At 55.0% G+C, this 12,179-nt stretch carries 12 protein-coding genes and 1 pseudogene; 6 read left to right on the forward strand and 7 right to left on the reverse strand.

Annotated features, from left to right (window positions below; translation table 11 throughout):
- From DOU50_RS23650 to DOU50_RS03460, 6 genes and pseudogenes are all read left to right on the forward strand, one after another.
- Positions 1-161, forward strand: a pseudogene (locus DOU50_RS23650) (glutamine amidotransferase); the annotation flags it as partial.
- Positions 162-345: 184 nt separating this feature from the next.
- Positions 346-741: a CidA/LrgA family protein gene (locus DOU50_RS03440; protein WP_014884558.1), complete on the forward strand. Its 396-nt coding sequence runs from the start codon at positions 346-348 to the stop codon at positions 739-741.
- A complete protein-coding gene (locus tag DOU50_RS03445; RefSeq protein ID WP_148768822.1) occupies positions 738-1,433 on the forward strand; it encodes a CidB/LrgB family autolysis modulator in 696 nt (231 codons plus the stop codon). The genes DOU50_RS03440 and DOU50_RS03445 overlap by 4 nt, the downstream gene beginning before the upstream one ends.
- A gap of 129 nt (positions 1,434-1,562) precedes the next feature.
- The gene (gene cdd, locus DOU50_RS03450) at positions 1,563-2,447 is read left to right on the forward strand and encodes a cytidine deaminase (RefSeq protein ID WP_148768823.1); all 885 of its coding nucleotides are present in this window, start codon (positions 1,563-1,565) and stop codon (positions 2,445-2,447) included.
- A 126-nt stretch (positions 2,448-2,573) separates the two neighbouring features.
- A complete protein-coding gene (gene sanA / locus DOU50_RS03455; protein WP_008500918.1) occupies positions 2,574-3,290 on the forward strand; it encodes an outer membrane permeability protein SanA in 717 nt (238 codons plus the stop codon).
- Positions 3,291-3,414: 124 nt separating this feature from the next.
- Positions 3,415-4,803, forward strand: coding sequence for a glutamine synthetase family protein (locus tag DOU50_RS03460; protein WP_148768824.1), 1,389 nt, complete (start codon positions 3,415-3,417; stop codon positions 4,801-4,803).
- A gap of 50 nt (positions 4,804-4,853) precedes the next feature.
- Here DOU50_RS03460 and mglC read toward each other — a convergent pair whose 3' ends face one another.
- The 7 genes from mglC to DOU50_RS03495 form a co-directional block, all read right to left on the reverse strand.
- Complete coding sequence (gene mglC, locus DOU50_RS03465; RefSeq protein ID WP_008500921.1) at positions 4,854-5,864, reverse strand: galactose/methyl galactoside ABC transporter permease MglC; 1,011 nt, start codon at positions 5,862-5,864, stop codon at positions 4,854-4,856.
- Positions 5,865-5,879: 15 nt separating this feature from the next.
- On the reverse strand, positions 5,880-7,400 hold the full coding sequence (gene mglA / locus DOU50_RS03470) for a galactose/methyl galactoside ABC transporter ATP-binding protein MglA (protein ID WP_008500922.1): 1,521 nt from the start codon (positions 7,398-7,400) through the stop codon (positions 5,880-5,882).
- Between the two features lie 79 nt (positions 7,401-7,479).
- Positions 7,480-8,478: a galactose/glucose ABC transporter substrate-binding protein MglB gene (mglB, locus tag DOU50_RS03475; RefSeq protein ID WP_024908164.1), complete on the reverse strand. Its 999-nt coding sequence runs from the start codon at positions 8,476-8,478 to the stop codon at positions 7,480-7,482.
- A gap of 294 nt (positions 8,479-8,772) precedes the next feature.
- Positions 8,773-9,795 (reverse strand): HTH-type transcriptional regulator GalS, encoded by a 1,023-nt coding sequence (galS, locus tag DOU50_RS03480; protein WP_024908165.1) that lies wholly within the window; start codon positions 9,793-9,795, stop codon positions 8,773-8,775.
- Positions 9,796-9,950: 155 nt separating this feature from the next.
- A complete protein-coding gene (gene yeiB, locus DOU50_RS03485) occupies positions 9,951-11,108 on the reverse strand; it encodes a DUF418 domain-containing protein YeiB (RefSeq protein WP_148768825.1) in 1,158 nt (385 codons plus the stop codon).
- Positions 11,109-11,127: 19 nt separating this feature from the next.
- The gene (gene folE / locus DOU50_RS03490; protein WP_008500927.1) at positions 11,128-11,796 is read right to left on the reverse strand and encodes a GTP cyclohydrolase I FolE; all 669 of its coding nucleotides are present in this window, start codon (positions 11,794-11,796) and stop codon (positions 11,128-11,130) included.
- Positions 11,797-11,898: 102 nt separating this feature from the next.
- On the reverse strand, positions 11,899-12,179 hold a 281-nt coding region (locus tag DOU50_RS03495), incomplete at its 5' end, for a YbfB/YjiJ family MFS transporter (RefSeq protein WP_148768826.1).

The raw sequence follows: 12,179 nt of genomic DNA on the forward strand, positions 1-12,179 counted from the left end.
CGGAGCTGGTAGAGTTGCTGATTGAGCATTCGCAGAGTGACCTCCGCCGCGCGGGTGAATTCCGTTTTGTCGAAACGGCAGAAAAACTCCGCTCCCATGATTATTGCGAAATGAACCTGGTGCTGTTTTCTTTTCTCGATAAACTGACCGCCTGTCGCTGATACCTTCTCTGGTAAGCCGTTTCGCCAGAGCAATCCCTTTCCTCTAAACTGTAGCCTGCACCGGTAAGGCGATACCGGACGTTCCATTCCGGAATGTCTGGTATGCTCAAAATTCATGATGTGATCCATGGCACATTTTTAGGTTTAATTGTATGATGAATGCGTTTCAGCAAGGACTATCACCATGAGCAAATCATTGAACATTATCTGGCAATATCTGCGCGCATTCGTCCTGATTTACGCCTGTCTGTATGCCGGGATTTTCATCGCGTCGCTGCTGCCCATCACCATCCCCGGCAGCATTATCGGCATGCTGATCCTCTTCGTTTTGCTGGCGCTGCAAATCCTGCCCGCAAAGTGGGTCAACCCCGGCTGCTTCGTCCTCATTCGCTATATGGCGCTGCTTTTCGTGCCTATCGGCGTCGGGGTCATGCAGTATTTTGATTTGCTCAAGGCCCAGTTCGGCCCGATTGTGGTCTCCTGCGCGGTCAGTACGCTGGTGGTTTTCCTGGTGGTGAGCTGGAGTTCACATCTGGTGCATGGCGAACGTAACGTGATCGGGGAGAAAACAAAAAAATGATGGCCAATATCTGGTGGTCGCTGCCGTTAACCCTGGTGGTGTTCTTCGCCGCGCGCAAGCTTGCCGCACGTTTCAAAATGCCGTTGCTGAACCCGCTGCTGGTGGCGATGGTGGTGATTATTCCGCTCCTGCTGCTTACCGGTATTCCTTACGAGCGTTATTTTGCCGGCAGCAAAATTTTAAACGACCTGCTGCAACCCGCCGTCGTGGCGCTCGCCTTTCCTTTATACGAGCAGCTGCACCAGATCCGCGCCCGCTGGAAATCCATCATTACCATCTGTTTTGTCGGGAGCCTGGTGGCGATGATCACCGGTACGTCGGTGGCGCTGTTGATGGGGGCCTCGCCGCAAATTGCCGCCTCTATTCTGCCAAAATCGGTGACCACGCCTATCGCGATGGCGGTTGGGGGCAGCCTCGGCGGTATTCCGGCCATCAGCGCGATGTGCGTCATTTTCGTCGGTATTCTCGGCGCGGTGTTTGGCCACACCCTGCTGAACGCGATGCGTATTCATACTAAAGCGGCACGGGGGCTGTCGATGGGCACCGCCTCCCACGCCCTGGGCACGGCCCGCTGCGCGGAGCTGGATTATCAGGAAGGGGCGTTTAGCTCCCTGGCGCTGGTGATCTGCGGGATTATTACCTCCCTGCTGGCCCCGTTCATTTTCCCGCTGATTCTGGCGGTGATGGGCTAAAATTTGCGATGCGTCGCGCAAATTTCATTTTGATTTCATTAGTTGCATACATAATGAGAAGTGGATCACATATAAAGCCCTGGCGGCTCCGTAAACTACCGATCCATTAACCTTTATGAGGCAAACGCCATGCACCCACGTTTTCAAGCTGCTTTCGCCCAGCTTGCAGAGAATTTGCAGTCAGCCCTTGCTCCCGTTCTGGCAGATGCACACTTCCCCGCCCTGCTGACCGCGGAGCAGGTCACGATGCTGAAACAGGCAACGGGACTGGATGAAGACGCGCTGGCTTTCGCACTGCTTCCTCTGGCTGCTGCCTGCGCGCGGGCCGATCTCTCCCACTTCAACGTCGGGGCCATTGCGCGCGGCGTCAGCGGCACCTGGTACTTCGGCGGCAACATGGAGTTCCTGGGCGCAACCATGCAGCAGACCGTTCACGCCGAGCAGAGCGCTATCAGCCACGCCTGGCTGCGCGGTGAAAAAGCCCTGAGCGCCATTACCGTTAACTACACCCCCTGCGGCCACTGCCGTCAGTTTATGAACGAGCTGAACAGCGGGCTGCAGCTGCGCATCAATCTGCCAGGCCGCGCGCCGCACACGCTGGGGGATTATCTGCCTGACGCGTTTGGCCCGAAAGATCTGGAGATCAAAACCCTGCTGATGGACGAGCAGAACCACGGTTTCGCCCTGTCCGGCGATGACCTGAGCCAGGCGGCGATTACCGCCGCCAACAAGAGCCACACGCCGTACAGCAAGTCCCCGAGCGGCGTGGCGCTGCAGTGCCGCGATGGCCGAATCTTCACCGGCAGCTATGCGGAAAACGCCGCGTTTAACCCAACGCTGCCGCCGCTGCAGGGCGCACTTAACCTGCTGAGCCTGAACTGCTATGACTATCCGGACATTCAGCGCGCCATTCTGGCCGAGATTGCCGATGCGCCGCTGATCCAGTGGGATGCCACCGCCGCAACGCTCAAAGCGTTAGGCTGTACGACAATTGACCGCGTACTGCTGGCGTAATCCTTCCGGCGGGCAGAAATGCCCGCCAGTTTGCTGAAAAACCCCTCAGTTGAGTCGCTGTTTCTTGCGCTAACCAGGCGGGTAAAGTAGCCTGAGTTAAATTTCATCCACGCACGAGCCATCTGCATGTTAAAGCGCGTTTTTTACAGCCTGTCTGTCCTGGTCGGCATACTGCTGTTGATCGTGCTCGGTCTCGACCGCTGGATGAGCTGGAAAACCGCCCCCTACATCTTTGACGACCTGCAGGACCTGCCCTATCGTCAGGTTGGCGTGGTGCTCGGCACCGCCAAGTATTACCGCACCGGCGTCATCAACCAGTATTACCGTTACCGCATTCAGGGCGCGCTGAACGCCTACAACAGCGGCAAGGTGAACTACCTGCTGCTGAGCGGGGATAACGCGCTGCAAAGCTACAATGAACCGGTGACGATGCGTAAGGACCTGATTGCCGCAGGCGTGGATCCTGCCGATATCGTGCTCGACTACGCCGGGTTCCGCACCCTGGACTCCATCGTGCGCACGCGCAAAGTCTTCGATACCAACGACTTCATCATCATCACCCAGCGCTTCCACTGCGAACGCGCACTGTTTATCGCGCTGCACATGGGCATTCAGGCACAGTGCTATGCGGTGCCGTCGCCAAAAGATATGCTGAGCGTGCGCGTCCGCGAGTTCGGTGCCCGCTTTGGTGCCCTGGCCGATCTGTATATCTTCAAACGCGAACCGCGCTTTTTAGGCCCGCTGGTGCCGATTCCGGCGATGCACGAAGTGCCGGAAGACGCCCAGGGTTACCCGGCCGTCACGCCCGAGCAGCTGCTCGATATGCAGAAAAAAGAGAAATAACAGCACCGCCTTTATACTTTCTTTACGCCGGGCCTGACGCTTTTTATCTCCCCTTTACGTCGGCTCTTTTAAGCTGAGTTCACTGCCGCTACGGCTTCATTGAAGAATGACTATGAACTCGATAATGAATGCGTTTTTCCTCAAAAGTCTCCGTCCGTATTTTAACCTTCCCGGTTTATCACTTCCTGGCGCACTCAATTCCGGTCTCTGGCTTGATGAAAAAATTGACGCCCTGCAGCACAACATTTCAGTGGAAGTAGCCGATTACCTGGAACGTTACCCGCAGACGAAACATGTAGACGTTTACCTGAACGATATCAACGGCACGATGCGTGGCAAGCGTCTGTCGGTGGAGAGCATGCTGAGTCTGGAAAAAGGCTGTTACTTTCCCCTTTCGGTCTACTCGATGGATCAGAAGGGAAAAATCGCCGCCCCGCTTCATGATGAACCGGACCGACTCTGCGTTCCGGTCGCCGGCTCTTTGCGTCCCTGTCCGCAGGATCCGCAGCACAACGCGCAGATCCTGCTGACGATGAAAGACAGCGACGATAACCCCTGCCCGCTTGAGCCGCGCGTGATACTGCAGAACGTGCTGGCCCGCTTCCACCGGCACGGCCTTTTCCCGGTGATTGCCCCGGAAATCGAGTTCTATCTGACGGGGCATGACGATCGGGAACCGCAAAATCAGGGCTGTTTTCATATGGATACCTCGTCGGCGCATGCCGCGCTGTTTGACGAGCTGGAGCAGCTGGCGCACCTGCAGCACATCCCGCTGTCAGGGGTCGTAGCGGAGGCCGAGTCCGGTCAGTACGAATTAAACCTGAAGCACAGCCATCGCGTCGTTGAGGTCTGCGATAACGTGCTGGCGCTGCGTCGCCTGACCCGATATGTTGCCGAAAAGCACGGCCTGCAGGCCAACTTTATGGCCAAGCCCTTCAGCGAACTTTCCGGCAGCGGCTTGCACTTCCATTTCAGCCTCAACGACAGCCGCGGCGAAAACGTCTTTGCTTCCCCGGTTAACGCGCTGAACAGCATGGTGCGTTTGTGCATCGCGGGCCAGCTGGCGCTGATGCCCGCCTCTATCGCCATTCTTGCGCCAGGCGTCAACGCGTTTCGTCGCCTGCGTAAAAACCTGACGGAACCCGTATTTAACTCCTGGGGCTATAACACCCGCTCCGCCGCTTTGCGTATTCCCTGCTCGGATGACCACAACCGTCGTATCGAGTACCGGCTGGCCGGGGCTGACGCCAATCCGTATCTGGTGGCTGCTACTATCCTGACCGGCATGCTGTATGGGCTGGAAAATATCGACGAGGAGGAGTTGCCCGAACCGCAGCACGATCAACCTGAACTGCCGCTGTTTCAGCAGGAGGCGATTGAGACCTTTGCCCGCTGTCAGTACCTCACCGACAGCCTGGGCGACGCCTTTTCCGAACAGTGGGTCGCCTGCAAGCTCTCTGAACTCGACTGGTTTGAACGCATTGTGACCCGAGAGGAGTCACAGCTGGCATAAGGCATAAAAAAAGCCCGCTCGGTGAGCGGGCCGGGTATCGCGAGAGACGATTATTTCTTACGCGCGTACTTCAGTGAATCCAGCGCAACGGCGAAGATAATGATGGCGCCTTTGATGATGTACTGCCAGTACGGGTTCACGCCGATATAGGTCAACCCGTAGTTGATGACGGTGAAGATGATCACACCGGTCACCACGCCCAGTACGGTACCCACACCGCCGCTGAAGGAGACGCCGCCCACCACGCAGGCTGCAATCGCATCCAGCTCGTACATGAAGCCAAGGTTGTTGGTTGCAGAGCCGATACGGCCGGCTTCCAGCATCCCGCCGAAGGCATAGAACACGCCGGACAGGGCATAGATAATGAGCAGGTTCAGGGCAACGTTTACGCCGGACACTTTCGCCGCTTCCGGGTTACCGCCGATGGCGAAGATGTTTTTGCCAAAGCGCGTTTTGTTCCACAGGATCCAGACGAAGGCGACCGCAATCAGCGCATAGAAGGTGATATACGACAGGCGGAAGCTGCCCAGCGCAATAAACCCTTGCGTAAAGGTCGAGAAGCCGCTGTCAAAGCCCGAGATGGGTGAAGCACCGACAAAGTCGTAATACAGGGAGTTGATACCGTAAACGATGATCATCGTACCCAGGGTGGTGATAAATGGCGTCACGTTCAGGTAGGCGATGATGATACCGTTGATCAGACCAATCACCGCACCGATGGCGCAGACAATCAGGATCACCACGAAAATCGGCATAGTGGCCATTTCCGGGAAGACCTTGTTGGCGTTTTCCATCGACTGCAGCAGGGTTGCCGCGATAACCGCCGCCAGACCCACCTGACGACCGGCAGAAAGGTCCGTCCCCTGGGTCACGATCAGGCCCGCCACGCCCAGCGCAATGATAATACGCACGGAGGACTGGGTCAGAATGTTACTCAGGTTCAGCAGGCTTAAGAACGTAGGGTCCTGGAAAATAATGATAGCCAGCAGTACTAAAAGAACAACGTAAATACCGCCTTCTTTCAGGTAAGTGAGAAAACTTTTTTTATTTAACGCACTCATGAGGAGCCCCTGATCTTAAAGGTGCAAAGACGCAAGACGCAAAATTTCGTTTTGCGTTGTCGTTTTGGTGTCAACAATACCGGCGACGAGACCATTGCTCATAACCAGGATACGGTCTGTGATCCCTAACAATTCCGGCATTTCGGAAGAAATAATAATGATCCCTTTATTCTTTTTCGCCAGCTCGGCAATCAGCTGATAAATTTCAAACTTCGCGCCGACGTCAATACCGCGGGTCGGTTCATCCAGCATCAGAATTTCTGGCTGGGTTAATAACCAGCGGCCGATAATAACTTTCTGCTGGTTACCGCCTGACAGCGAACCAATTTGGGTGCGGTGGCCTGGCGTTTTCACGCGCATGGAGTCAATCACCCATTGGGTATCGCTCTTCATGCGGGAGTTATCCAGTAGCCCGACTTTGTTTTTGTAATTGCGAATGTTAGAAATTAACGAGTTAAAGTTAATATCCAGATAGGCATAAATACCGGTCGAACGACGCTCTTCCGTCACCAGCGCAAAACCATTATTAATGGCTTCGTTGGCGTTGTGGTTATTGATTTTCTTTCCGTGCAGCGTAATGGTGCCTTCGGCTTTCTCACGAATGCCAAACAGGGTTTCCACGATATCGGTACGCTTTGCCCCCACCAGCCCGGCAATCCCCAGGATTTCACCCTTGTGCAGGTCGAAGGAGACATCGCGGATAGACGGTTGACGCAATGAGGTCAGATTGCGCACTTCCAGAATCACTTCACCCGGCTTGTTTTCTTTGTCCGGAAAGCGCTGGTTCAGGGAACGGCCGACCATCATGGCGATGATCTTGTCCATGTCCAGTCCTTCCAGCGGCTGTGTGGCAATCCACTGGCCGTCGCGCAGGATGGTGATCTCATCGCACAGCTGGAAGATCTCTTCCATTTTGTGAGAGATATACACAATGCCGCAGCCGCGATCTTTCAGCTTGCGAATAATGGTAAAAAGGTGATTAACCTCTTTTTCCGTTAATGACGATGTCGGTTCGTCCATGATGACGATTTTCGCATCATAGGAGAACGCTTTGGCGATTTCGATCATCTGCATCTGGGAGACGGATAATGTTCCCACGCGGGCGCGCGGATCGATATCAATATCCAGCTCGTCGAAAATCGCTTTGGTGTCGCGATACATTTTGTCCTGATCGACAAAGACACCTTTGGTGGGATAACGCCCCAACCACATGTTATCCATGACTGAACGCTGCAGCACCAGGTTTAATTCCTGGTGAACCATCGAGATACCGTTTTCCAGTGCTTCTTTCGCTGAATGGAAATCGATCTCTTTCCCCTGAAAAAGAATGCTGCCAGAATCTTTTTGATAGATCCCAAAAAGACATTTTAATAATGTTGATTTACCCGCACCGTTCTCACCCATTAAGGCGTGAATAGAGTGAGGACGAACTTTTAAATTAACATTATCGAGTGCCTTAACGCCGGGAAATGACTTGTTGATACCGCTCATTTCCAACAGGTATTCACCGGATGACTGAGTAGTTGTGCTGACCATAATTATACCTTGTTGGCCTCGCATATCGCGTTATAAAAGGGCGCAAAGAATTGCGCCCAGTGGAGACAGTACCGCTAACTTATTTACCGATAAACTCAGCCAGGTTGGACTGGTCTACGCCCACGTAAGGTACGCGAACGATTTTGTTTTCAATTTTCCAGTTGGTGCCATCTGCCGCGCCTTTGCCATCGGCCAGGTTTTTCGCCAGATCGAAGGTCGCTTTCGCCTGGTTGTTGGCATCGTTCAGAACGGTACCGGCCATCGCACCGGATTTAACCAGCGCCAGCGCTTCTGGCAGCGCATCCACACCGAATACCGGGATGGACGATTTGTTGTGCGCTTTCAGCGCTTCTACCGCACCCATTGCCATCGCATCGTTGTTGGCGATAACCACTTCGATTTTGTTCGCGTTAGGGCCGGACAGCCACGCGTCCATCTTATCTTTCGCCTGAGCGGTATCCCACATCGCGGTATCTAACGCCAGCTGCTGGGTTTTCAGACCCTTGTCGTTCAGCTCTTTGATAACGTAAGTGGTACGCGCTTCAGCATCCGGGTGGCCTGGTTCGCCTTTCAGCAGCACGAACTGAATCTGACCGTCTTTGTTCAGGTCCCAGTTCGGGTTCGCCGCCCAGTGTTTGGCGATCAGATCGCCCTGAATAATACCGGACTCTTTGGAGTCGGTACCGACGTAATACGCTTTATCGTAGCTATCCAGCGCCTTACGGGAAGGTTCTTTGTTGAAGAAGACGATCGGCACGTTCTGGCCGCGCGCTTTTTCAATAACCGTGCCTGCTGCAGCCGGGTCAACCAGGTTAATGGCCAGGGCTTTCACGCCTTTCGCCAGCAGAACGTCGATCTGATCGTTCTGTTTGGACTGGTCGTTCTGGGAGTCGTTCATCAGCAGCTGAACGTCTGGCGCTGCTTTCGCATCTTTCTCAATCGCTTTACGCACAACAGACATGAAGTTGTCGTCGTATTTATAGATGGTCACACCAATACGGGTATCCGCAGCGTGCGCTGCTGCACCAAAAAGCATGCTTGCCATTACAGCAGACAGGGTCAACACCTTCTTATTCATGGTATCTCCGGTTTTTTTATGCAGGGTAGTTCTTGTGAATAACGATCGGCGGGCAGGTGTTAATAAAACGTTACTGACAGCCGAAGTTCACTTATAAAATTTCTATCTTCCGTGTTCGGTAACGCTCCAGAAATGCGTTTTATTCGTTGTTTGCGGCACGTTGGCTATAGTGAAAGTGAATAATCACCGTTACATAGCGTTTCAGCTCCTAAAACGCTGACATCATAGTCAGCACCTTGTTAAGATACTGTGAATTTACTCACAGATTGAAAACGGTTACATCACCTCATGTAATCAGTTAGTGATCGGAACCACAGTTTGCCTGGCCGCGACGGAGTGGCGACGCACTAAAGTCGGCATGAAACAGTGCGTTGCGCCCGGATCCAGCAGCCCTGCCGCCCCCTGTAACGCCAGCTCAGTCGCCAGTTTCGCCATAGAGGCAATGGGGTAGCGCACCGTTGTCAGCTGCGGGTCGGTGTAACGGGCAATCGGAATATCATCAAAGCCAATGAGTGATAAATGCTGTGGCACTGCAATGCCGTTATCCTTCAGCGCAGTCAGGGCCCCTGCCGCCATGCTGTCGTTATAGGCAAACACCGCAGACAGCTGCAGGTTGCGGCCCAGCAGCTCGACCATCGCCGCTTCACCGCCCTGCATGTCCGGCGTACCGGTTCCCACCCAGCTTTCGGATGGCATAATGCCGTGCTCTTTCAGGGCGTTTTGCCACCCCTCGCGCCGCAGGTCGTCATCTTCAATCTGATGGCTGGAGGCCAGATAGCCAATCCGCTGATGCCCGTTGTTAATGAGCATTTTCGTGGCCATCATGGCACCGCTGACGTTATCCAGCCCGACGCAGCGATGGGCATAGCCGGGGACGATACGGTTAATCAGCACCATGCCCGGGATCTGATCCATAAAGCCGGTTAGCTCTTCATCGCTCAAGGCTTTTGAGTGGACAATCAAGGCGTTACAGCGCTGGCGGATCAGCACTTCGATGGCATGGCGCTCTTTTTCCGCCTCATGATAGCTGTTGCCGATCAGGACGTATTTCTGATGCTGCTGGGCGACCACGTCGACCGCTTTCACCAGCGCGCCGAAAAAGGCATCTGATACATCCATCACCACCACGCCGATGGTGTCGCTGACCTGCGTCGCAAGCGCCTGCGCATTGGCATTTGGCCGGTACCCGAGCTGGGTCACGGCTTTCATTACGGTTTCACGGGTTTCAGGGCTGACCAGCGCGCTGTTGTTCAGCACGCGCGAGACGGTAGCCACAGAAACGCCCGCCTGACGGGCGACGTCACGAATGGTGATCATATTCACCATCCTTCAAAGGATTGCAGCAACTCACAGACACCCCCTGTGTTTAGCAAGGTGGCTATTTTGGCAGCGAGAGAAAGGGGACTACGTGAAGAAGCTCACACTCATGAAAACGCTTACATCCGTTTTGTTAATGATTGTGATCCAGATCGTTATCTGGATGTGTTTTTCAATGATACCCCTGAAGCATGTGCGGTTAACTGACGCCACACCCACTCCAGCGGTCCCTGGCGGAAATAACGTAGCCAGAGAACAGAAAACACCAGGTTAACCACCCAGACCGGGATAACAAACGCCAGCAGCGTGAGGCGGTCGAATTTCATAAACAGGCCAAAGCGATAGAAAAGCGTGGTGCAGAGAAGCGTTTGCAGGAGGTAGTTGCTCAACGCCATACGGCCCACGCAGGCGATAGCGCTGACGATCCACAAGCGGGAAAGCGTTGGCCAGAAGCCATAGATCAGCGCCGCGTAGCCGATGGTCTGGAACGGTGCGCTCAGTTCGCGCGGCACCTGGAGCAGGAACGCGCACCAGCGGTAATCCCAGTGGATGTGCCACTGCGTAATGACCGCCGGGAGGTTAATCAGCACGCCGAGCAGCACCAGCCCCACACCCGTTCGCCGATAGTGACGCAGGCTGAATTCGCCTTTCAGCCAGCCGGTGCGCATCAGTGACGCGCCCATCAGCATCATGCCCGCCAGCTGCCAGCCGTATTGCGCCCCCAGCGCAAGGAGGTTGTCCCCCAGCATATCCGCGCGGTTGCTTATCGCTTCCGTACCGCCTTTCAGTTTCCAGAACTGCTCGTACTGCAGGTTAGCGGCATCCGGGATCCAGGCACGGTTAGTCGCCTCGCCGGAGATCATCCCCAGCAGCAGCAGTACAGCAAGCCCCATGACATAGAGCATCACGCCGGTGTTAAACAGGCTTTTAACGCTGTGCGCATCGCGAATCAGACGCCAGCAGATGAGCCCGACTAACCCATACGCGAGAAGAATATCGCCGTCCCAGAAGAACAGGCCGTGAATAAAGCCGAGGATAACCAGCAGCGTCAGGCGCGACTGGATCCAGCGCGTACCGCGTTTGAGGAGAAGCTGCAGGCCTGCGCCAAACAGCAGGGCAAAGAGCGTGAGGAATTTGACCTGCGCAAAGAGATCGAGGATCGCCCACGTCCAGGCATCACTGCGGGTGATGTCGCCATACCATGCAGGATTGAGATAAGCCGCCTTCGGCAAACCGAAGGCGGTGATATTAAGCAGCAGGATACCGAGAATGGCGACGCCGCGAACAAAATCGAGCGTGACGTTTCGCTCCATGGTCCCTGCCCTGTAAGACTTAGTTGTGGTGACGTACGGCGCGCAGGAACTCCTGGCGGGTATTCTGGCTCGATTTAAACAGACCGCCCAGCGAGGTTGTGGTGGTCGCACTGGTGGCATCGCGCACGCCACGCGCCTTCACGCAGTAGTGAACCGCGTCGATAGAGACGGCCACGTTATTGGTGCCGAGCAGCGTTTGCAGCGCGGTCAGGATCTGCTGGGTCAGGCGCTCCTGCACCTGCGGACGCTGAGCAAAGAACTGCACGATGCGGTTGATCTTCGACAGGCCAATCACCGTATCTTTGGGGATATACGCCACGGTCGCTTTACCGTCGATGGTCACGAAATGGTGTTCGCAGGTGCTGGTCAGCGTGATATCGCGGACCGTCACCATCTCATCCACTTTCATCTTGTTTTCAATGACGGTGATTTTCGGGAAGTTGGCGTAATCCAGACCCGAGAAAATTTCGTCGACGTACATTTTCGCGATGCGGTGCGGCGTCTCCATCAGACTGTCGTCACTCAGATCGAGATTCAGCAGCTCCATGATATCGGTCATATGACCGGCAATCAGACGCTTGCGGGTTTCATTGTCCAAATCCTGTACGGGCGGACGCAGTGGCGTTTCAAGACCGCGCGCAACCAGGGCTTCGTGGACCAGGGCAGCTTCTTTACTGAGTGATGACATTTTGTTCTCCTGCAGGTGTGGCGTCTTTTGCCCTCGTTGTGGCAAAAGTATGCGTTCATTGTGCGTGAGGCGGCGCACATAATCCAGTATTCACGACGATAATTATTGCAATTGCTGTTGCCTTTCAGCGTGACGATTCCAGACCAGGGCTCCGCCGACGAACAGCGCCACGCCCGCCAGCCCCAGCGCGGGCTCCAGCCGGTGGGTAAGCCAGGTTGATAACGCCGAGGTCATCGGGCCAATCAATTGCCCTATCGCATACCCGGTGGTGAGCAGGCCGGCCATATAGCGCGTGTGGTTTGGCGCCAGCTCGCGACCGTATAAAAGAGAGAGCTGCACGGCACACAAAAAGCCGCCTCCCACCAGCAGCCCGCCCGTCAGCA

Source organism: Enterobacter sp. C6 (assembly GCF_008122455.1).
Lineage (GTDB): Bacteria > Pseudomonadota > Gammaproteobacteria > Enterobacterales > Enterobacteriaceae > Enterobacter > Enterobacter pseudoroggenkampii.